The 21,838-nt window shown below is 50.9% G+C and carries 16 protein-coding genes and 2 tRNA genes; 3 read left to right on the forward strand and 15 right to left on the reverse strand.

Going from position 1 to position 21,838, the window contains the following annotated elements; genetic code table 11:
• Nucleotides 1-29 precede the first annotated feature (29 nt).
• Entirely contained in the window at nucleotides 30-266 is a 237-nt protein-coding gene (locus MKX98_RS27035) for a hypothetical protein (protein WP_071222691.1), read from the reverse strand.
• A gap of 131 nt (nucleotides 267-397) precedes the next feature.
• Here MKX98_RS27035 and MKX98_RS27040 point away from each other — a divergent pair, with 131 nt between their 5' ends.
• Nucleotides 398-1,633 (forward strand): FAD-binding oxidoreductase, encoded by a 1,236-nt coding sequence (locus MKX98_RS27040; protein WP_339219497.1) that lies wholly within the window; start codon nucleotides 398-400, stop codon nucleotides 1,631-1,633.
• A gap of 142 nt (nucleotides 1,634-1,775) precedes the next feature.
• Here the strand turns inward: MKX98_RS27040 and MKX98_RS27045 are convergent, their stop codons facing one another.
• From MKX98_RS27045 to MKX98_RS27060, 4 genes are all read right to left on the reverse strand, one after another.
• Nucleotides 1,776-2,978 (reverse strand): MFS transporter, encoded by a 1,203-nt coding sequence (locus tag MKX98_RS27045; protein ID WP_339219499.1) that lies wholly within the window; start codon nucleotides 2,976-2,978, stop codon nucleotides 1,776-1,778.
• 144 nt (nucleotides 2,979-3,122) lie between these two features.
• Complete coding sequence (locus tag MKX98_RS27050; RefSeq protein WP_220684055.1) at nucleotides 3,123-3,680, reverse strand: hypothetical protein; 558 nt, start codon at nucleotides 3,678-3,680, stop codon at nucleotides 3,123-3,125.
• A 160-nt stretch (nucleotides 3,681-3,840) separates the two neighbouring features.
• Nucleotides 3,841-4,260: a DUF350 domain-containing protein gene (locus MKX98_RS27055; RefSeq protein WP_194544320.1), complete on the reverse strand. Its 420-nt coding sequence runs from the start codon at nucleotides 4,258-4,260 to the stop codon at nucleotides 3,841-3,843.
• A 116-nt stretch (nucleotides 4,261-4,376) separates the two neighbouring features.
• Entirely contained in the window at nucleotides 4,377-6,746 is a 2,370-nt protein-coding gene (locus tag MKX98_RS27060; protein WP_339219501.1) for an endonuclease MutS2, read from the reverse strand.
• Nucleotides 6,747-6,902: 156 nt separating this feature from the next.
• Between MKX98_RS27060 and MKX98_RS27065 the strand changes: the two genes are divergently transcribed.
• The gene (locus MKX98_RS27065) at nucleotides 6,903-7,259 is read left to right on the forward strand and encodes a phage holin family protein (RefSeq protein WP_071222686.1); all 357 of its coding nucleotides are present in this window, start codon (nucleotides 6,903-6,905) and stop codon (nucleotides 7,257-7,259) included.
• Nucleotides 7,260-7,561: 302 nt separating this feature from the next.
• Complete coding sequence (locus MKX98_RS27070; protein WP_216530609.1) at nucleotides 7,562-7,948, forward strand: cytochrome C oxidase subunit II; 387 nt, start codon at nucleotides 7,562-7,564, stop codon at nucleotides 7,946-7,948.
• Between the two features lie 90 nt (nucleotides 7,949-8,038).
• Here MKX98_RS27070 and MKX98_RS27075 read toward each other — a convergent pair whose 3' ends face one another.
• From MKX98_RS27075 to MKX98_RS27120, 10 genes are all read right to left on the reverse strand, one after another.
• Nucleotides 8,039-10,036, reverse strand: coding sequence for a hypothetical protein (locus MKX98_RS27075; RefSeq protein ID WP_339219505.1), 1,998 nt, complete (start codon nucleotides 10,034-10,036; stop codon nucleotides 8,039-8,041).
• A 259-nt stretch (nucleotides 10,037-10,295) separates the two neighbouring features.
• Nucleotides 10,296-12,746, reverse strand: coding sequence for a phenylalanine--tRNA ligase subunit beta (pheT, locus tag MKX98_RS27080; protein WP_194544325.1), 2,451 nt, complete (start codon nucleotides 12,744-12,746; stop codon nucleotides 10,296-10,298).
• A 29-nt stretch (nucleotides 12,747-12,775) separates the two neighbouring features.
• Nucleotides 12,776-13,810, reverse strand: coding sequence for a phenylalanine--tRNA ligase subunit alpha (gene pheS / locus MKX98_RS27085; RefSeq protein ID WP_339219507.1), 1,035 nt, complete (start codon nucleotides 13,808-13,810; stop codon nucleotides 12,776-12,778).
• 466 nt (nucleotides 13,811-14,276) lie between these two features.
• Entirely contained in the window at nucleotides 14,277-16,145 is a 1,869-nt protein-coding gene (abc-f, locus tag MKX98_RS27090) for an ABC-F type ribosomal protection protein (RefSeq protein WP_339219509.1), read from the reverse strand.
• Nucleotides 16,146-16,716: 571 nt separating this feature from the next.
• A tRNA-Gly gene (locus MKX98_RS27095) sits at nucleotides 16,717-16,787 on the reverse strand.
• Nucleotides 16,788-16,864: 77 nt separating this feature from the next.
• Nucleotides 16,865-16,938 (reverse strand) — tRNA-Pro (locus MKX98_RS27100).
• A gap of 182 nt (nucleotides 16,939-17,120) precedes the next feature.
• Nucleotides 17,121-18,083 carry an aldolase catalytic domain-containing protein gene (locus tag MKX98_RS27105; RefSeq protein WP_071222679.1) on the reverse strand — a complete coding sequence of 321 codons (963 nt, stop codon included), beginning with the start codon at nucleotides 18,081-18,083 and terminating at the stop codon, nucleotides 17,121-17,123.
• Nucleotides 18,084-18,223: 140 nt separating this feature from the next.
• Nucleotides 18,224-19,738, reverse strand: a complete 1,515-nt coding sequence (locus MKX98_RS27110) for a leucyl aminopeptidase (protein WP_339219511.1) — start codon at nucleotides 19,736-19,738, stop codon at nucleotides 18,224-18,226.
• 83 nt (nucleotides 19,739-19,821) lie between these two features.
• Nucleotides 19,822-20,946 (reverse strand): ATP-binding protein, encoded by a 1,125-nt coding sequence (locus tag MKX98_RS27115; RefSeq protein WP_194544328.1) that lies wholly within the window; start codon nucleotides 20,944-20,946, stop codon nucleotides 19,822-19,824.
• Between the two features lie 324 nt (nucleotides 20,947-21,270).
• Nucleotides 21,271-21,678: a hypothetical protein gene (locus MKX98_RS27120; RefSeq protein WP_015737147.1), complete on the reverse strand. Its 408-nt coding sequence runs from the start codon at nucleotides 21,676-21,678 to the stop codon at nucleotides 21,271-21,273.
• Nucleotides 21,679-21,838: the final 160 nt, after the last annotated feature.

Here is a 21,838-nt window from a genome sequence, read left to right on the forward strand (position 1 = left end):
ATTTTGCTTCCTGGTCTATACATCTCCTCTTATTGAGGCTGCGTCGGCGCGATATTGCTGTGAATTTGCAGAGCATTCACCAAGGTGTCCAGATGCTGCTCATGGCGTTTTACGAATCCCAGCAGCGCCTGCTGGATAGCTGGATTCTGACTGGCTGCTGCTGTCGCGGCACAATGCTTGGCCAGCATGGTTTCGTTGGAGATGCAATCCGCAATATAGTCCAGTTCTTTTGAGGTTAGAGGCTGTAATTGCTGATTAGGTGTCATCTTTGTGTTTGTTCCCCTTTCCATTTAGGTTGCACAGGAGCTAGTATGCCACCTATATAAAAATCTATGTCGTGAGATGTCATTAAAAACGAAAGGAACGTCCAAACTAATAACGATGTGACAATGAGGGGGTGAGGGACATTTTACTGACCGGCGGAATAACGCCCTGGAAATATTTAAACACTGAACCTGTAAAAAAATACCCCGGTCTATCAGAACAGCTCAGCTGTGATGTACTCATAGTCGGCGGCGGTATAAGCGGCGCGCTGATGGCCTACGTGCTGACCATGCAAGGCGTGGACACCGTCCTACTGGAGAAAAAACGCATGTGCGAAGGCAGCACATCCGCTAATTCGGGGCTGTTGCAATTTTCTAACGACTGCCCTCTATCTGATCTGATCCAACAATTTGGTGAACAACGGGCTTCCTCCTTCTACATGATGTGCAGACATGCGGTACGCCGGATCACCGAAATCGCAAATCATCTGTCCAGGGATTCCGGCCTGATCACGCGAAGCAGCCTCTACTATGCCAGTACCCCCCAAGATGTCGGCATGATTCGGCACGAGTATGACCTGCTCAAACGGAAGGGCTTCGATGTGGAATACTGGGGCCGCGAGCATGTGAGGGCTAACTTCCCGTTCTCAAAAGAAGCGGCCATCTATGCCCGCGGCGATGCCGAAGTCGATCCCTACCGTTTCGGGCATAATCTTCTCCAGGATGCCTGCGAGCATGGGCTGCGAGTTTACGAAAATAGCGGAGTGAAGGAAACCCGGTATACACACAGCGATGTCACCGTCTTAACCGATCAAGGAAGCGTTCTGGCCAGGAACATCATCTGGGCCACCGGGTATAGCACCCAAGAATGGAAGCCTGATTATCAAGCGGAGCTGCTCAATACCTATGCCATCCTGACGGAGCCGGTATCCGATCTGTCTTCATGGTATGAGCGCGCATTCATATGGGAAACAAATCGCCCTTATCTCTATTTCCGGACAACGCCGGATCAGCGAATCATAGCCGGAGGGCTGGATGAGCCGCTGCCTCCTTCTGGCAAACCAGAGGAGTACGCTGAACCAAGAAGCCGGAGATTGTTAAATGAAATTCATCAGTTGTTCCCCCATATGACGGATTTGAAGATCGCTTGCAGTTGGGCCGGCGTATTTGCCACAACCAAAGACGGCATCCCGCTGATCGGCAGGCACCCGAAATATCCGCACAGCTACTTTATCGAGGTGTATGGCGGAAACGGGACCGTATACAGCATGATTGCTGCGGATCTGCTGGGCGAGACGATAGCAGGACGTGAGCCCGAAGAACTGAAATGGTTCTCCCTGACACGGCCAATGGACCTTAAGATGTCATAAAATAATAGAAGGTATCTCCAAGCAGGCCATGCAGCCCTGGAGATACCTTCTTTGCGTGTACGGATTGCGCTATGACGCAGTCGTTCAGCAAACCGTTTGTTTGACTATCGGATTCTTTTGACCCGAGAGATGTCATTAGGCTTTAGGTGACTTGACCTTTGGAAGGGAACAGCTTTCGTATAAACAGCCACGATCCGATAGGGGACGCCCCCAGGAACAACAGCAGCAATGTCACCGTTAACGTGTCCTGTCTAAATGACAGGACAAGAATGAACACAAGCAGGCCCGTAATTCGGCCTATAGTTAAACTGAGCTCCCGCAGCACGACCAGTTCCACCCGCTTCTCCACGTTTTCCTGATTTACTCCCATAAGATCAAAGCTGGCGGATATAGCCGGCATCATGTACAGCGGAATGAACAGCGACGTCCCGATTCCCAGCACCAGCAGCGTCGTATAGTTAACGGCAAACAGCAGCGGTAAAATGACCAGCAGCATCAATATGGAACCTACCAGCATGCCGGTTTTACGGAATTTGGGCTTGAACCACTTCCCGCAGGCCCAGTAGCTGACCAGCGAAACCGCCGAAGTAATCAATGCAAACTGCCCCAGCTTCGACTCCTGATCCGTTGCCACAAAAACAAGGAGTGTAATAAGGAAGGAAAACACACCTTCCCTGATTCCCTGAACGGCCAAGCCGAATACCGCGTATTTCCATACGCCGCCCTCCTTGAGCCGGCTCAACCCCTCCAGCCAATGATAGCCGCTCTGAACCGGCCGTTTTCGCAGAAAAAAGCTCAGCACCACCGTCACGGCGAAGATGACCATCGATACGGTAAAAATAAACCGGTAGCCTTGATCCCCATGCATCATCGTGATGATCCAGCCCGCCAGCCACGGACCGATAATGCCCGTGATGGAGCCCAGAAGTCCGATCCAGCCATTAAACCAGTCCCGATTCTCCGCGCTCGAAACCTCAAAATAGACCACATTAAAGGCTAACCAGAATAATCCTAATGACACGCCGAACAGCAAGCCGAGCGGCCAAATATAATGGACGGCGTCCCGCCCTGCCCACAGAACGCATAAATAAAACAGGCCAGACACCGCAATTCCCAGGCGAAGCGCATTCATTTTGTTATGCTCCTTCACCCATTTGCCGGCGGCCCAGAACGTCAAGCCCAATGCCACCTGCTGTGCAATCGTGAACCAACCGAGCATCGTATAATCCTGGCGGCTTTTCCATAGGTATACGTTGAGGAACGTACCCGACAATGCACTCGATAAGATAAACAACCCATGAACTGATAACAGAAGTATAGCCTGGGGGTCCTTTGTCAACTTCATATACAGTTCCTCCCTCGCCCTCACACTTGAAGTCCAAGGTATTTTACCCCTCTAATCCCCACTTCATGAACAAAAAAAAGGAAACCGCCGACAGCAGTTTCCTTAAGTTCGCGCGGATCGGCACACAGCGCCTTTCCGTAAACGCTATTCCTTTTTATGGATAAAGCTCTTGATCATCCGAAGCCGGTCATTCTCTGCCAGATTATACTGTACATGGAAGCATCCAGGGCACACATATACGTTTAAATCATATGGCGGCTGCAGGATCGGACCTTGAATCAAGGCTGCGTTAACCGGCTGGAAGCCTTCCCCGCTCACGTGCTGCGTTCCGGCATGAAGCATATACTCCCGGCAATGCAAGCACTCGGGAACTTCCTCTTGCTGGTCCAGAATCCCCTCTACGGTCTCCTCAAATGCAAATAGGTCGTGATCCTCCCCGTACTTATCCACGGTTCGAAGCGAGGACAGCGATTCATGGTCGGACCCCCAAATACGTTGAAGATCACCTGCTTCCTCATCGGAAGCCTCATAATCCTCTTCATATTCCTCCGGATCGTCCTGTGTTTCCTCGTCATCCAATGCGATATTCAATGTGCGGTAGCCTTTCAGCTCGTTCGCACAATGAGGACAAGTATCTTCGGGACCTATCTCTTCATCCCACACAATCTCACTTTGGCACCATGGGCAAACCGTCGGTTCCATCGATCATTCATCCCTTTCTTATTCAAACGGCCATGGATGGCCCTGTTCACTTTATTTTTATTGAGACATCAAGTATACAATACCCGCCACAAAAAAAATCAAGGCGGCCGCAAACAATATCCGCGGTAAATATTTCATCGTCCTTTTCCTCCCGAAGCCCTTAAATGATGCTCGCTCCAATAATGTAAGATAAAGATACGGTGATAAGAAGTACGATCAAGCCCACTGCTCGGTTATCCTTGCCAATCTCTTCATCGACCGAAAACACGGGCGTCAAGAACTCAAGCAACCAATAAGCCAATAAAAGCAGTATAAACCCGAAGAACGACCATTTAATCATGCCATAAATGGACGTATTCGCCGTTATGCTGTACCGCATCACGTTACCGATGCCAAAGATCTTCCCGCCGGTCGCCATGGCCGCCGCGATGTTTCCTTTGCGTATTTCATCCCAGCAATTGTACTTGGTAACCAATTCAAAGCAATACAAGTAAACAATAAGTGCAAGTATCGCAACCGAGAAATAGCCGACGAGCACCCCGAGTGGATGGGCCAGCAAATGATCAATCGCTTCCGTCATTACCTTATTTCCTCCCTGATATAAACGGGATGCGGCACCTTTCGCATCCCGTCGTTCTGAACCTTATGATGATATGTTATACGATTGAAGGAGAAAACGGTTCCTGATTTCTTTCCTTACTTCAGCTCGGCAATGGTAACGCCATTGCCGCCTTCACCGTAATTACCTAAACGATGACTCTTAACATGCTTGTGCTTGCGCAAATAATCCTGAATTCCGGTTCGCAAGATCCCGGTGCCTTTGCCATGAATGATGTAAATCTGACCCAAGTTCCCCAGAAATGCCTCATCAATGAACCGATCCACCTCAATCAGCGCTTCTTCCAGATTCGCGCCTCTTAAATCCAGCTCGTTCCGGATGTTGGTATCGCGAGTCCGTTTCAAGACGGTCGCATGCTGTTTCGGCGCCTGTTTAGCGTTTGCTGTCGGATTCGACAGCAGCTCCAAATCATCCAGCGATACCTTCATCTTCATGATGCCGAGCTGAACAACCGCTTCTTTCGAGCCGGCCATTTCCACGACGTGCCCTTTCTGATTCAGGCTATATACCCGAACCTCGTCACCAGGCTCAATGCTGCGCTGCTGCTGCGCTGAACGCTGGCCAGCCGTCTTCTTGCCTTGCTGCGGTTCGGCATCATCCAAACGCTTTCTGGCAGCAATCAGCTTATGCTCCTTAACGGAAGCCCCTTCTTCTTGGGCTATCTTGCGCAAATCCGCGATGATTTCCTCGGCCTCACTCCGAGCCTTGTCCACGATCTGTCTCGCCTCGGCACGAGCTTTATCAACCAGCTTGTCCTTCTGCTCTTCCAGCTTCTGAAGCTCGTGCTGGTGACGAAGACGCAGGTCCTCCATTTCCTTCCGAACCTGCTCCGCCTTCTCACGCTCAACTTCCGCGGTGTGACGGTTCTCTTCGAGGGATGCAATCATATGCTCCACCCGTTGATCCTCTTCCTTGACTTCGCCACGGGCAAATTCCAGAATGGATCCCGGCAATCCCAAACGTTCTGCAATGGCAAACGCATTACTGCGTCCAGGTACGCCTACCAGAAGCCGGTAGGTCGGGCTTAGGGTATTGATATCGAACTCCATGCTGGCGTTAATCACGCCTTTGCGTTCATATGCATAAGCCTTCAATTCAGAATAGTGCGTCGTCGCAATCATGCGGCAGCCCATGCGGTGGATATGCTCCAGGATGGAAATCGCCAGAGCTGAACCCTCCGCAGGGTCGGTCCCTGCTCCAACCTCATCAAGCAGCACGAGACTCTTTGGCGTCATCTGGCTCAATATTCGGATGATGTTCGTCATATGGCTGGAGAAGGTACTGAGGCTCTGCTCAATGCTTTGCTCATCACCAATGTCCGCGTAGATCGCATCAAACACGCACATCTGGCTGCCTTCTTCGGCTGGAATAAAGAGTCCGGACATCGCCATCAGGTTTAATAACCCGATCGTTTTGAGCGTAACCGTCTTACCGCCGGTATTCGGACCCGTGACGATGATGGATGTATAGGAATTGCCCAATTCCACATCAAGCGGCACAACCTGATCCGCCGGAATCAGCGGATGTCGGCCTTTACGCAGCTTAATATAGCCTCTGTCATTCATTCTTGGCAGTGAAGCCTTCATGACATGGGCCAAACGAGCCTTGGCAAAAATAAAGTCGAGCTGGCCGATCAGATCCAAGTCAATGGACAGCAGCTCAGCCTGTTCGCCGACCTGGGCGGTCAGCTTCTGCAAAATCACTTCGATCTCCCGCTCTTCCCGCATTCGCGTCTCGCGCAGCTTGTTGTTCATGGCTACGATGGATTCCGGCTCAATAAACAGCGTCGCGCCTGACCCGGACTGGTCGTGCACGATACCGCCAAAATGCGAGCGATATTCCGCTTTAACGGGGATGACAAAACGGTCGCCGCGTATTGTAATTAACTGGTCCTGCAGCATCTTCGCCACGGATTGCGATCGAATCATGGACTCCAGTTTCTCGCGAATGCGAACTTCTCCGCCCCTCAGCTCCCGCCGGATCTGGGAAAGCTCGGCGCTTGCGGAGTCAAGGACCTCAGCAGCATCATCAATACACAGCCGAATGGCGTCTTCCAGGGGCTTTTGCTCCGAAATAAGATCACTCAGATTATAGAGGATCTCAATCTTCTCGTCCTCATGAATCGCCGCAATAAACCGCTTGATTCGGCGTGATCCATGAATCGTATTCGACGTAGCCAGCAATTCATGGGGACTGAGCGTCCCTCCGATTCTGGCCCGCTTCAAAGCATCATTGATATCGGTAATCCCGCGGAAAGACGGATTGCCCTTGAGCCTGTCTACGGTGTAGGCCTGATCGGTAGCCGCAAGCAGATCCTTTACAGCCTCCAGGTCGGTTTCAGGCATTAACTTTTCAGCTCTAGCACTTCCCATGGAGGTTTGCGTGTATTTTGTTAATGTATTTAAAATTTTCCGGTATTCTAAAGTTTGCAAAATCTTGTCATTCAAGAAGTTCACAACTCCTCTCAATCAATGCATATATTATATCGAAAGTGATGGGAATTCGCCAAGGAATCCAAAATCCTTCCACACATAACCGACGGTCCTATTGAACAAAATAAATTCTGCGTAACATTCCAGTCTTATTCTAAGGAGGCAGGTACCATGCAATTTCTCGGGCACGTTGTTCGATTTATCGTTGCCGCGCTCGTTCTTATGGTTGTCGGATGGATTGTCCCCCAATTCACCGTCGGCGGATTCGGAAGCGCCCTGTTGCTTGCACTCGTTATCGCCCTGATTGGTTGGGCTATTGAGGGCATCTTCGGCAAAAAAGTCACGCCTTTTGGACGTGGCATCGTGGGCTTCCTAGTGAGCGCACTCGTGATTTACCTTGCCCAATTCATCGTTGGAGGCGTTAGCGTCTCCGTATTGGGCGCCTTGCTTGCTGCACTGGTCATCGGGATCATCGATCTGTTCATTCCGATTTCCACCCCTTTTGAAGCAGGCAAAACCCGCAAATAGAAGAACGCCGCTTCTGTTAGAGGATTCCTCTGGAGCCCTCTTCCTGAACGAACCGATCGGGAGCTGCATTACTCCACATTAACCCTCTGTTGCAATTTGCGCAGGGGGTTTTCATTTTGGGCAAAGCTCCATTCTTTTATTTCCTTCTTCCCCTATATTATAAAGGAAATCCATATCATCGTTTGAAACCGTTCACGTTCACCAATTTTTCATAACACATATGTGCATCCACTCTTTTTCTGAGCTATCATAAAGATTGGAAATTATATTTCACAATTATTTCATAGTCAGGAGAGGTTATAGTGAAAAAAGGCATAGCTTTACTTGTTTCATGTATGCTCCTTTTTGTATTGGCTGCCTGCGGCGGAGACCAGAAAGAGTCCCAAGGAGGTTCCGGGATCTCGGATACTGGCGTAGCACCGGAAGCTGAACTCGTCATTAAGGGCACCAATTTTCAATTCGACCAAGAGGAATATCGACTCAAGAAAGGTGTGCCCGTCAAGATCACTTACGAGAACGAAGACGGCAACCACGGCGTTATGATTCCTGCACTTGGCCTGCAACTGGACCGTAAAAACAACTCCACTGTCGTTACGCCGGATGAAGCGGGAGAATTCGAAGTTTCGTGTTCCATTATGTGTGGAGCGGGTCACAGCAAAATGATCTCCAAACTTATCGTCGAAGAATAGTAGATCTGCTCACGAAAATAAACCTCCGGATCGCCAGAGTATCCTCTGTCTAATCCGGAGGTTTTTTCAGGTTCAATTCTTCGCCATGGCCTAACGCTGATCCTGCTCAATCAACTCGATCCACTCATTATATTCAACTTGGAGCTTCGCATACTCTTCCTTCAGCTTACGGTGTTCTTCTTCAAGCTGCGCAGATTGCTCCGCCTTCAATTCCTGTTCTGCCTGGAGCAGACGATACTGGTGCATAACCAGCTCATACTGTTCACCTAAATCGGAATACTGCTGCGCCGCTTCACTTTTCTCGTCTTCCAGACGCTCACAGGCTTGGCGTGCGGATGCAATTTCCTGCTGCCAGGACTGGAGCTCTTCTTCGAGAGCAAGCTTGGTTCGTTTCCACTCATCGCGCTCGGCGGCCAGCTTCTCGCTGTCCTTGGCAAGCTGCTCCCGTTCCGCCATCCATTGCTGGTATTGCTCCTGCCACTGAACGGCGCGTTCCTCTGAATCTCTCAGCTGCTCGGCGAGTTCACGTGCGCGCTCTTCACTGGCAGCTGCCTTCTTGCGAAGCTCATCCAGCTGATTCGACACCGTATCGTATTCTTCTTCCAGCATGGCGTACAGTTTGCTGGTCTCTTCCTCTCGGGTTCCCGCTTCCTTCGTGAGCTTCTCCAATTCTTCATGGCGAAGCTGCAGTTCCTTCAATTCCTCTTGGGCACTTCGGCGCTCGGACATGCTCCGGTCAGCTTCGTCCTTCATGACCTGGATTTCATCCTGAAGTCCCTTCATTCCTTCTTCCAGGCTCTCGTTCGCTTCCATAAGCTCGACAATTCGCATCTCCAGCTCGCCGGTTTCCTCTTTGCGCTGATCAGCCAACGTACGCCAGGATTGAAGCTCGCTGCTTAGACGCTGCAGCTCTTCCTGCTGCTTGCGGGAGGTCTGATTCGCATCCACCACAAGTTTCTGCAGACGACGGCGCTCTTCCTCCGACTTGGCGGATTCCTGCTTCAGTCCTTCGAGCTCCTTCGTCAGCCCCTCCACCTTCGTACGGAAGGAACGCAATTCCTGCGAAGAGGCTTCGGCTTGCTGCCTGGACGATTGGAGCGCTTCCTTCAGCTTGTCCGATTCCGCTTTTACAATACCCAGTTCCTTCTCCGCGGACGACAAACGTGATTGGAGCTGACCACCGCGCGTTCGCTGCTCGGCAAGCTGCTTCTCCAGATCCTGGACGGTCCTCGTATGCTTTTGTTCCATATCCTGGACGGTTTTCGTATTCTTCTGTTCCAGGTCCTGCACGGTTTTCGCATTCTTCTGTTCCAGATCCTGCACCGTCTTCGTATACTTCTGCTCCAGATCCTGCACGGTCTTCGAGTGCTGCTGCTCCTTCAGGAGCGCCTCTTGTTTATAGGTACTCTCCTGTCTCTTCAATTGCTCAGCCAGCTTCTCTTCGGCCTGCTTCGCAGAAGTCCGTTGACTCTGTTCCAGCTTCTCGATGGCCTGCTTATGAGTGAGCGTCAGCTGCGAAATTTGCCCTTCATAGCGGCGCTTCATATCTTCAATAGACTGCTTATGGCCGCTCTCCAGCTTCTCACGCTGCTCCTTAAGACGCGCCTCAAGCTGCTGCTTCTCCTTCAGCAGTTCCGCCACGCGGTCCGATTCCTTCTGGAGCAATTCCTTCGTACGCTCTGACTCCGCGGTTAGATTCTCCTTGGACTTCCTGTATTCCTCAGCCAGCGTTGTCTGCTCCGCCAGCTTGCCCTCCAGCTGCTCCAGCTGCTGACGATGTCTCTCCTGCTGCTCGATTTGAAGTCCTTGCACCTTGGCAAGCTCCGTGCGCAGTTCATTCCGCTCGGCCGTCATCTGCTTGGCCTCATTCTGAAACTCCAGCTTCTGCAAAGCTTCTTCAGCCATATGTACTGCAGCTAGGACGGCAATGCGCGGGGTATCCAATCGAGAGTGCGCCTTGGATATGGTACGCATGCGGTCATCTACATAATTCGCTACCTGTCTGGTATAATCACTGCTACTGCCAACGAGTTTATAGGAAGTTCCGTAGATGTCTACGGTAACGCTTTTACGGTCCGATGTAGTCAAAATTGTGCCCTCCTTCTATTATGTGTAGATTCTATGATGTCTGAAATGGTCTATTCTCTACATTCATTATATATGAGATAACATCTGTAGACGAACCTCAAGAAAACAGACCGAAGTTTGGTATATGATAACACAGTTTTGTGCTTATAATTATGTACCCTGCGGGCGTCCTGATGCAAATCCCAGTTCAATTTGGAGCAAAAAAGCCCGCATCGAATCCCTGATGTAATGGATTCGATGCGGGCGTTCACAATTCCTGCTATTTTCTTAATTCTGCGCCAAAAGTTTGCTGAAGGGCAGCAACCGCTTTTTCCGTGACGCCGGCAACCTCTTCATCGGTCAGGGTCCGTTCCTGATGACGGTACGTCATGGAGATGGCAACACTCTTCTTGCCCTCTCCAAGCTTGCTGCCCGTGAAGACGTCAAACACCTGAATCTGCTGCAGAAGCTCACCTGCATTCTCCTTGATCACTTGAATCAGGGAGCCGGCTTCAACCTCCTCATTCACGACGATGGCAAGATCTCGTTCCATGCCCGGAAATCTAGGCAAATCGCGGTAAACGACGCGGGCGTTGGTCAGCTCATACAGCGGCTCAAGCAGAATTTCAGCGGCATAAGCATCTTCCAAATCCAGCTCCTGCTGCGTCTTCGGATGAATTTGTCCGAGCACACCTAGCAGCTTCTTATTCTCGCCTTGACCCGCATACACGGAAGCGGAACGCCCCGGATGGAAGCCAACCGGTCCGTTAGCCTCGTAAGTGATATCTTCCGCGCGAATTCCAAGATAGTCGAGCACCGTCTCGAGCGCACCCTTCAAATCGAAGAAATCCACTTTGGCCGGCTGGACATTCCATTGCTTGCTGCCTTTGCGTCCCGACAGCAGCAAACCAAGAACCGGACGCTCCAGCGGCTGCTTCGTCAACGTCTTCTCATGTGTATGGAACAGGTTCCCTATTTCAAACAGGGCCAGGTCCGGCTGCTTGCGGTTATGGTTGTACACCGCGATATCCAGCAGCTGTGGGAGCAAGCTGGTACGAAGGACGCTGCGGTCCTCGCTCATTGGCATGGCCAGCTTAACCGCTGTCCCGTCTGACGACAGGGAAGTGAACATTTCCGCTTGCTGCGGATGGATAAAGGAATAACCCAGAACCTCCTGGAATCCGCTATGCGTCAGCAAACGGCGAAGCGAGCGGCGGATGGCCTGAGCGATCGTCAATGAACCCGGTGTCGTCGGACCTTCTATGGCCGTTGTCGGGATATTGTCGTATCCATACAGACGGGCCACCTCTTCAATAAGATCTACGTCAAGCACGATATCGCCGCGGCGGGACGGCACTTGCACATCCACCAATCCTTGGCCCGCATCTCCGCAAGGGAAATGCAACCGGGCAAAGATCGTTTTGACCTCAAGCAGGGACAGATCCGTACCAAGATAACGATTGAGCTTCTCCAGCGATAAAGTAATCACGGTAGGCTCGGTGTCCGCACTGCCTGCTTCGACGATTCCCTGATGGACAGCGCCGCCGGCATATTTCGCCATCAGTGCCGCTGCACGGTTCAGTGCAGGGATAACTGCGGCGGGATCCACTTCCTTCTCGAAGCGGGAGCTTGCCTCTGAACGCAGTCCGAGCTGACGGGATGTTTTGCGTACGGTTCCGCCATCGAACTTCGCCGATTCCAAGAAAATATTCACCGTGCTGTCCGTTACTTCGGATTCCAGGCCGCCCATAACGCCAGCCAAGGCCACTGGCTTGCCGCCAGCTGTAATCACCAGCATATGCGGCTCCAGACGACGCTCCGTGCCGTCCAGCGTCACCATCGTTTCGCCAGCTTCAGCCATACGCACGTGAACCGCGCCATCCTTCAACTGATCGGCATCAAAAGCATGCAGCGGCTGGCCATATTCCAGCATCACATAGTTTGTAATGTCCACGATATTACTGATCGGGCGCACGCCTGCCGCCATCAAGCGGTTCTGCATCCACAGCGGAGAAGGACCGATCTTTACACCGGTAATGTAGCGCGCCGCATAATGGCTGCACTGCTCGTCAGCGCCAATCGTAACCGAGATATGATCGGCCGCTGCATCTTGAACCTCCAGCATTTCCTTTTCCGGATTCGGAAGACTGAGCTCACGCCCCAGTATGGCGCTCACTTCGTAAGCGGCTCCCAGCATGCTGAGACAGTCAGATCGGTTCGGTGTCAGATCCAGTTCCAAAATCTCATCGTTCAGACCCAGCACATCCACAATCGGTTTGCCGATTTCCGTATCCGTCGGAAGTACCAGAATCCCTTCCTGCAGCTCTTTAGGCAGCAGTTTGTCATTCATGCCCAGTTCCTTCGCCGAGCAGATCATGCCTTGGGAGAGCACGCCGCGCAGCTTGGCCTTCTTGATATCCATACCGCCAGGCAGCTTCGCGCCCACAAGCGCCACCGGCACCTTCTGGCCCGCATCCACATTTTTGGCTCCGCACACGATCTGGAGATCTTCCTCCTGACCCGCATCCACGATACATACATTCAGCTTGTCTGCATCAGGATGTTTCTCCTTGCTCTTAACGTAGCCGACGACCACTTTATTAATGCCTTGATTCCGTTTCTCGATCACATCGATTTCAATACCAGCCGAAGTAATGCGGCTCGCCAAATCCTCTGAGGTTACACCTTCGAGCGAAATATAATCGGACAACCAATCGGTTGAAACTCTCATTGTCTATTCACTTCCCTTTATCGTTAAAATTAGATCCGCGTGAACTGATTCAAGAATGCTGTATCGTTGTTGAAGAAGTGACGGATGTCATCCACGCCGTATTTCAGCATCGCAATCCGCTCAACCCCCATACCGAAAGCAAAACCGCTGTACTTCTTAGGGTCATAACCGCCCATTTCAAGCACCTTCGGATGAACCATGCCGCAGCCTAAAATCTCAAGCCAGCCTGTTTGCTTGCATACGCGACAGCCGCTGCCGCCGCATCTTACACAGGATACGTCCACTTCCGCACTCGGCTCCGTGAACGGGAAGAAGCTTGGACGCAGACGGATCTGCGTGTTATCGCCGAACATCTCCTGCACGAATTGCAGCAGCGTTCCTTTCAGATCACTCATGCGAATGTTCTCGCCGATGACCAGGCCCTCGATTTGGTGGAACTGGAACGAATGCGTCGCGTCATCGTCATCCCGGCGGAATACGCGTCCCGGGCAGATGATTTTGACAGGTGCTTTTCCTTGCATCGACAGCATGGTCCGGGCTTGCACCGGGGATGTCTGAGTACGCATCAGCAGATCTTCCGTCAAATAGAAGGAATCCTGCATGTCACGTGCCGGGTGATTCTTTGGCAGATTCAGCGCTTCGAAGTTGAAGTAGTCCGTTTCCACCTCGGGTCCTTCTGCTACCTGATAACCCATCCCGATAAAGATATCCTCGATATCCTGGATCACCTTGCTCAATGGATGAACAGCGCCTTGGCTGAGCTTGCGGCCCGGGAGGGTTACGTCCACCTTCTCTGCACGCAGGCGCTCTTCGGTTTCCTGCTGCAGGAATGCTTCCTGCTTGCCGGAGATGACTTCCTCAATCGCGCCCCGAACGTCATTGGCCACCTGGCCGATAACAGGACGCTCTTCTGCGCTCAGCGCACCCATTCCGCGCAGGATTTCCGTCAAAGCCCCTTTTTTGCCAAGGTATTTCACCCGCAGATCATTCAGCTGCTGCGGATCGGTAACATCCTGCAATTGCGCCAATGCTTCCTGCTTTAATGCTTCTAATTTTTCCTTCATGGCTATTCGCACACCCCTTTGTAAACTCCATCATCGAACTGAAAACAAAAAAGACTGAAAACAAAAAAGGCCTCTCCTCCCGAAAAGGGACGAAGAGACCGTGGTACCACCCTTGTTAACATGTTTCATACCCTAACCAAGGCGGTAAAAGCCTTAGCCCCGAGTATGCCTCATCATGCTCACTTGACCGACGTAACGAATCGGACCCGTTATCCCCTACTGACCGGCAGCATGCCGTGTTCAAGGAACTGCTCCGGAGCGAACTTCACCAGCCTGATTCTTTGAGGGACACTCTCAATCTACGGTATCCCTTCCCTGTAAAGAGGCACTGACTACTTTTCTCCATCGACGCATTTGTTACATATGCAAATATATAGGGTTTATTATATGCAACCTTTCGGGATATGGCAAGTTTCATTTCCCCATTTTAACCCCATCCGGCTGATTTTAATCGCGATCCTTGATCTTATTCCGACTGAAGTGTAGCCAGCTCAGCCCGAAGTTCCCTAATCTCAGCAAGCCAGCTCCCCTCGTCCCCGGGTTCAAGATCTTCGGCTGACAATCCCAGTAATTCCTGAATCCGGTATTCGAGCTCCATCCGCCGGTTGTCCTTCTCCGTATCTCCCTTGATCACGCCGGTCCGCGAGGCCTGCTCATCCTCCTCGTCCATACTTCCCTCGAACCAAACCGGATCTTCCCCGGGCGTCAGCGTAAGCAGTCGGTTCGCGATTTTACGCACAAGATACCGGTCATGGGATACGAGCGCAATCGCACCGGGAAAACTCACGAGCACTTGTTCAATCACCTCGCGGGTATCCACATCCAGGTAGTTGGAGGGTTCATCCAACACAAGCAGATGCGCACCGCTGAAGTATAGCTTGAGAAAAGCCGTTCTGCACTTCTCTCCCATACTCAGCTGCCCCATCTTCTTAAACACATCGTCCCGTCTGAAGAGGAACGAACCCAGCAAAGTACGCGCACGGCTCTCCGTCATTCCCGGAATGACAAGCAGACTGTCCAGCAGCGTGGTTTCGGGTTCCAGCCCCTCAAGCTCCTGCGAGAAATAACCGATCTTGACGGAAGGATTTCGGGTAATCCGGCCTTCATGCGGTTCGATTTCGCCCAGAAGCAGCTTAAGCAGTGTCGTTTTCCCGCTCCCGTTAGGGCCTCTTACGGCCAACCGGTCGCCGCGGTTCAGATAGAAGGTTAGCTTATTAAAAAGCTGCTGATCTCCGTATCCAAAACAGATATCCTTCACTTGGACGAGGGTACGGCCGCCGAAAGCCTCCCCTTCCAGCTCCATGTTCAGCTTGGGACCGTTTCGCGGTTTATCCACACGCTCTGCTTCCAGCCGTTCCAGCGCTTTTTCCTTGGCATGATATCTTGAGATGTTCTTCTTGGCCTTGGCCTTGTAAAAGCTGGCGGTGATCTTGACGTCATTCACGTCCCCGGCCGCGTTATGTGCTTTATGGAACCATTCCTCATATCTTCGGATCGATTCCTCCAGCGCTTTGCGGGCCAGCTCCTGCTTTCGGTAAAGCGTCTCCTGCTCGCGCAGCTCCCGTTCCTTTTCACGGCGGTAATCCGTATATCCTCCCCGGTAACGCCGGAGTTCCTCCGAGGTCAGCTCACATACAGAGGTTGCTACCCGGTCAATGAACTCTCTGTCATGGGATACAAACAACACGGTGCCTTTGTAGGATGATACCAGCCACTGCTCCAGCCAGACCAAGCTCTCACTGTCCAGATGGTTCGTGGGCTCGTCGAGCAGTAAAAATTTCGGTGCCGATACAAGGAGCCCTGACAGCATGACCTTCGTCTTCTGGCCTCCGCTCAGCTCGCGGTAAGACACAGGCCATACCTCCGGCCCGATGCCCAGCATCGTCATCGCTTTCTCCACCTCGGTCTCCCACTGGAAACCGTTCTGGGACTCGTAACGCTCCAGCAGATTGCCATATTGCTCAAGCAATGATTCCATCTCAGCAGCGCTGCCGCCATTCATCCGCTGCTCGACGCTGGCAAGCTGAAGCTTCAGCTGCCACAACGAAGGGTTACTGCGGCTGCGCACCGTATCGATGGCACTCCGATCGATTTCGTCCGGCTCATCCTGCTGCCTGAGCCAGCCCCAGCGATCTCGTGGGAGAATCGTCTCCACAACGCCTGAGGCAGGTTCGAGCTCGCCGGCCAGAATCGAGAGGAGCGTGGTTTTGCCGGTGCCGTTGCGCCCGTACAGCGCAATCCGCTCTCCTTCTGCCACCTCCAGCTGAATGCCTTCAAACAACGGCCTCCCTTGGAGCTCCATACTTATATCTTTCGCTTTTAGAATCATGGTCATATCGCCTCATCCTCTCTCTTTGGAAAAAACTAAAAAACCGCAAGCGATGGCCTGCGGCGGATATCATGAGAGAGGATTTGTTCTGATCTGAGTAACGGGACGAACGCGCGCCACAGCACACTTCCTTCGGCTGTTCATTCCAGGCCAGCCCTGACGGTATGGAGATGTTAGGCTCTATACCCTCGGCTGTCAGCGAAAGCTGCAATCCGTTCCGTATATGTGATTGTTTTGCATAAGAGTACCACTTTCGACATAACAAAAAGAGGTACCCCAGTCACATTGTTCAGACACACCAAATCTCTCCCTCTACCGCCGTAGAGAAACGCCTGCAAACCACATGCAGTTGTTTTTAGAGAAAAGGGTGTCTTACTTCATTGGACTAGGTTACCTCGCATTCTTGGAATGAAATTATGGCCATTATAACAGATATTCTTAGGAAGTAAAAGGGTTGATTAGCGGAACTTCTACATATTCGAATTCCTGCTATCGCCTGTTTATCCGGTCCTACCTACAATTCGAAAAAAAGTAAACAAAAAAACCCTTGTCACCAAGGGTTTTCTGTTCTTACGTAAGCGGGTGATGGGAATCGAACCCACGCTACCAGCTTGGAAGGCTGGAGTTCTACCATTGAACTACACCCGCATATATACCTACAAAAGTGAAGCTATGACTCGGCGCATATCCCGATTACTTCTGTGAGGTCCTAAATCTTAAGCGAATCGGGACGACACGATTTGAACATGCGACCCCCTGGTCCCAAACCAGGTGCTCTACCAAGCTGAGCTACGTCCCGATAATAAAGATGCTGTCTTTTGAAGACAAAAATAAATATACCATGCCGAACACGTAATTTCAACATGTATTTTATGGAAAATAGATCACCCATATTAAAAAAGCAAACAGCATCCTTCCAAGGAGGGAAAGATGCTGATACTACCTTGACCTGATACGAGCAGAGCTGCAAAAGCACCTTGCCTATTTTTTGTCGAAAGTCACTTCCGGTGTCGTCAATTTATCATAAAAATCCACAATTTTGTCTTTATCGTCCGAAGCACGAAGGGCCATGGCGGAGCGTGGATGTTCATCCAGGGTGCCTGTAATCATGTAAGGCATGATATAACCCCACTCTTCTTTTTCACGAAGTGGAATCATGTAGCGCTCGATAATATCCAGTACCGGACGCAGTTCATACTTGGTGCCTTTCAGATGGGTAACCAAAAGCTCGGTCGGGCAGTTGCCAGCCGCACGTCCCATCCCGTATACGGATGCATCCAGAAGCTCAACGCCAAGATCTGCAGCGACCAGCGTGTTGGAGAACGCCAGCTGCATGTTGTTATGGGTATGAACGCCCAGGCGTTTGTTCGGCAGATGCGTCTTGAACTTATTCACAAGGTATTCCATATCTTTATGATCAAGGCTTCCGTAAGAATCGACGATATATACCACATCCACGACGCTCTCCCTGATCAGCTCAAAAGCTTCCAGCAGCTCGTTCTCCATTACGTTGGAGAGGGCCATAATGTTGAGCGTAGTCTCGTAACCACGATCATGGAAGGTCTGTACCAGCGCAAGCGCCTTATCCACGTCTTTAATGTAGCAAGCGACACGGATGAGATCCAGCAAGCTTTCCTCGCGCGGCAAAATATCGTCTTCATCCACGCGGCCGATATCTACAAGTGCGGACAGTTTGGTTTTACCTTTATGAGGAATGACTTCTCTGAGGAATTCATCATCCAGAAAACGCCAAGGGCCCGCCTGATCAGCGCCTTTCAGCAGTTTAGGCGAATTTTTATAGCCGATTTCCATATAGTCCACGCCAGCCTCATTCAGGCCCGCATATAAATTTTGTACGAATTCTACACTAAAATCCCAGTTATTTACCAGTCCGCCATCGCGAATGGTACAGTCTACAATCTTTGTCTGACTACTCTTAATCATCTAAGCTAAGCTCCTCTCGGCAATTTTCTCTTCATCATACTTGAATGCCGGTTGAAAAGTAAAGCAAAAACGTCCGAAGGACGGACGTTATTCAAAGGGGTACGGGACGGCCGCTGTCTCTTCAATTCAGAACAAACGCTTCAATTGGCGACCTGGGCCTGTTTGAGTATCCAATCGGTGATGGTGCGGACGAGCACGCCGGTTGCCCCTTTGGGATCCACGCCCCGCTCCTTGGATAGGTATGCCGTACCTGCTATGTCAAAATGCACCCAAGGCAGTCCATCAGCAAATGTCCCCACAAAAAGACCGCCCGTTATCGTCCCGCCTTCTCGGCCCGTTTGATTTCGTAAATCCGCCACCTCACTCTTCAATTTATCCCAAAACTCCGGATAGGATGGCAGCGGCCATATCTTTTCGCCGGCCCTCCGGGAGGAGGCAATAAGCTCCTGCAAAAAAGTCTCATCATTGGTTACGGCCCCAGTGGCGATATCCCCAAGAGCCGAAACGACGGCCCCCGTCAATGTAGCTACGTCAATCAAACGCGAAGCTCCAAGCTGCTTGGCATAGGTTATTCCGTCCGCAAGCACGATACGGCCCTCGGCATCCGTATTCAATACTTCGATGGTGCGGCCGCTCAGTGTCGTGACAATATCGCCGGGTTTAAAGGCACTACCGCTCATCACATTCTCCGCAGTCGGAATCACCATCACTACATTGACTCTGGGGCGAATCCGTCCTAACGCTTCCATAACGCCCATTACGGTAGCCGCCCCGCCCATATCACTGATCATATCCTCCATTCCGGATGCCCTCTTCAGCGACACGCCACCGGTATCAAACGTAACCCCTTTGCCAACAAGGCCGACAACATCCTCCCACGTCTCCCGTCCCTGATAACGGATCGCGATCATGCGCGGTGGATGGATGCTGCCTTTGCCTACGGCCAGGAGGCCGCCCATACCTTTCTCGTCTATGGCGTCCTCGTCCAGTACCTGGGCTTCGAAACCATACCGTTTCGCCAACTGAAGCGCCTTCTGGGCCAGGTCTTCCGGCAGCAGCATATTGCCGGGCAGATTCGTCAGGTCTCGTGCCAGGCAGGTTGCTTCTCCAATCGCTGCGCCTAATGACATTCCCTTCGTCCACCCTGCTTCAAATTCCGCATCCATATCGCCTTCTATATAGTAGAGGATTTCTTCTAAATTCGTCGGCTCGGAAGCATCACGCTTATAATGCGGTTTCCGATAGCTTCCGAGGATAAACCCTTCAGTTAAAGCCTGAGCAGCATCTTGCGGCGTTTGTTCGGCGGTAAAGTTAACCATCGTATTTGGAATTTGAATGGCGGCACTGCGTACACCCGATCTCCCGGCTGCTTTTACTGCCTGTGCTGCAAGCAGCCGCAGCTGCTCGGATGTCAGAATTCCTTCGGGACGTCCCAGCCATATTAACAAGCGTGCTCCCCCTTCGATCCTCTCGGGCCATACGAATGACCGATTCGGAGTGCCATCAAATAACCGATTCTCGACCAACTGTTTGAGCAGTGGATCCCAGGACTCGGAAACGCCGCCATCCGCCGCTTGTTTTTTCGTTACGGGAACAATGATCGCATCGGTATGCACTTGCCCGGATGATAAACTGCCCTTTAATGTCCACTTCATGCGTGATCTCCTCCTAAAAAAGAAAAAGCCATTCCATCGGAACAGCTGCTCTCGTATTCATTTCAGGCACGTATCGTACAATCTTAGACTTCCGAAACGTCCAGCTTGGGAAAAGTAATCACAAACTCCGTTCCGGCACCAACCTGGCTATCCACGGCAATCGAACCGCCATGGTTTCTGATAATACTGTAACTTACGGATAACCCGAGCCCCGTTCCACTCTCCTTCGTTGTGAAGAACGGGTTGAACAGATGGTTCAGTGTGTTCTGATCCATGCCGCCGCCGTTATCCGATATGCAGATGTTGATATGTTTCCCCGTATCGCGGGCTGAAATATCAATCACGCCGGTGATGTTCTCATCATGATGCTCATTAATCGCATCCAGGGCATTTTTAATAATATTCAGAATCACCTGTTTGATCTGCTTCACATCCACGGATATAAACGCAGGCGGGGTCTTATCGGTATGCAGATTAATCTGGCATCCCTTCATTAAGGCTTCACTTTCAGTTAGCAGAACAACTTCCTTCAATAAAGAGGATACGGACACAATTTTGGTTTCTGGAGCCGAGGGTTTGGAGGAATTTAGAAATTCATATATAATATCATTCGCGCGATCGATCTCCGTAAGTATAATTCTGGCATACTCGTCCTTACCTAAACTTACGAGATGCGGACGAAGCAGTTGGATGAAGCCACGGATGGAGGTGAGCGGGTTGCGTATCTCATGGGCAATGGAGGCCGAGATTTTTCCCAGCATGGCCAGCTTATCGTTCTGATAAGCGGTTTGCTCAATTCGTTTGAAGTCGGAGACATCCTTCACGCTAATCAGAAAATCGCCTTCCATCTGGTCCCCATAAGTCATCGTGATCAGCCACGATCGGCCATATTCATCAACCAATTCATGAAATCTCTTGCGGTGGAATACCGTTTCCCGAAAAATGCGAAGTATTTTTCTCTTCTTAAATCTGGAGAGCTGGGGATGTCTCAATAGTTGGGTCAGCGTACAGCCAGTCAGCGATTTACGGGATACACCTAACAATTTTGCCATCTGTACATTAACAAATGCTAACACACCGTCACTATCAAAGAGGATGATCCCGCTGTCGAGATTCTCCAGTATGTTCTCATACTTGTTCCTAATAAGCTGGCTGGAATGAAAAGAACGAATTGCCTGCAGCTCAGATTCACGGATTTGACTCAACAAGATGGCTCCCCCTTTTCATGAAAAGTTGAACTCACCAAACCGACAAAAAACCTTGCAAACATCAGCTTGTCCGCCTTTGAATCAGAAGCAGCCCGAATCTGCTTCCTTCCATGATAGTCATCGAGACAAAGAAACGTCAATCAGAAATCCTGTCGAAAAATGGGAAATTGCATAAAAATACCATGCATCATGCTTATGTATTTCTGCTTATGTAGTGGATCTAACACCTAATTCCAAACAACTAATATAAACATTACCCCCTTTTGTATGATTTGAAACATTAAAAAAGCCCCGAGTACTCACGAGGCTTTATTAATTCCTGGATTAAGGCTGCTTCTGGAGCCGGAGTCTGCGCTGACTCATCACGGCAAGCCGTCTTTTCAGTTCGCCCTGCCACTTCTCATCCTCCATCCATTTGGCAACCACCAGGAGATCTAACGACATATCAATCTGACTCTGAACCACCGTTAGCGGATCCTCCGACTCCCGGTTGACAACATTCTCAAAAATCGCATCCTCATCTTCCATCACATAATCCTGAAAATCCACCTGGGATGCTCCGTCACCATGGGCATATTCAGCTAATATTTCATATTCATTCTCAACCCGATGATGTACCTCCACGCGATGGCAGACCGGACAAGACAGCAGGGGAACATTATGTACTTGAGTGCGATAATGCTTCAGTGTACCCTTTGTACCCATCATACTAGCCCCACAGCAAAAACTCATATCGTTCACCCTCCTTTTGTGGACTCTCAACCGTTTCAAAATATTGTATTCGCTTTCACTCCCGCTAATTCCTTCATGAAAAGAACCTCGATAAAAATTTTAGGCACGATTCCCTAAACATAAGTCCGTTAGCCTATATATTTAAATTTAAATTATATAT

The organism is Paenibacillus sp. FSL W7-1332 (genome assembly GCF_037969785.1).
In the GTDB taxonomy this organism is placed as follows: domain Bacteria; phylum Bacillota; class Bacilli; order Paenibacillales; family Paenibacillaceae; genus Paenibacillus_AQ.

Coding starts and splice junctions, on each gene's coding strand:
- MKX98_RS27035 (WP_071222691.1), bottom strand. CDS start 266: ATGACACCTAATCAGCAATTACAGCCTCTAACCTCAAAAGAACTGGAC.
- MKX98_RS27045 (WP_339219499.1), bottom strand. CDS start 2,978: ATGAAGTTGACAAAGGACCCCCAGGCTATACTTCTGTTATCAGTTCAT.
- MKX98_RS27050 (WP_220684055.1), bottom strand. CDS start 3,680: ATGGAACCGACGGTTTGCCCATGGTGCCAAAGTGAGATTGTGTGGGAT.
- MKX98_RS27055 (WP_194544320.1), bottom strand. CDS start 4,260: ATGACGGAAGCGATTGATCATTTGCTGGCCCATCCACTCGGGGTGCTC.
- MKX98_RS27065 (WP_071222686.1), top strand. CDS start 6,903: ATGCAATTTCTCGGGCACGTTGTTCGATTTATCGTTGCCGCGCTCGTT.
- pheT (WP_194544325.1), bottom strand. CDS start 12,746: ATGAGAGTTTCAACCGATTGGTTGTCCGATTATATTTCGCTCGAAGGT.
- pheS (WP_339219507.1), bottom strand. CDS start 13,810: ATGAAGGAAAAATTAGAAGCATTAAAGCAGGAAGCATTGGCGCAATTG.
- abc-f (WP_339219509.1), bottom strand. CDS start 16,145: ATGACCATGATTCTAAAAGCGAAAGATATAAGTATGGAGCTCCAAGGG.
- MKX98_RS27105 (WP_071222679.1), bottom strand. CDS start 18,083: ATGATTAAGAGTAGTCAGACAAAGATTGTAGACTGTACCATTCGCGAT.
- MKX98_RS27110 (WP_339219511.1), bottom strand. CDS start 19,738: ATGAAGTGGACATTAAAGGGCAGTTTATCATCCGGGCAAGTGCATACC.
- MKX98_RS27120 (WP_015737147.1), bottom strand. CDS start 21,678: ATGAGTTTTTGCTGTGGGGCTAGTATGATGGGTACAAAGGGTACACTG.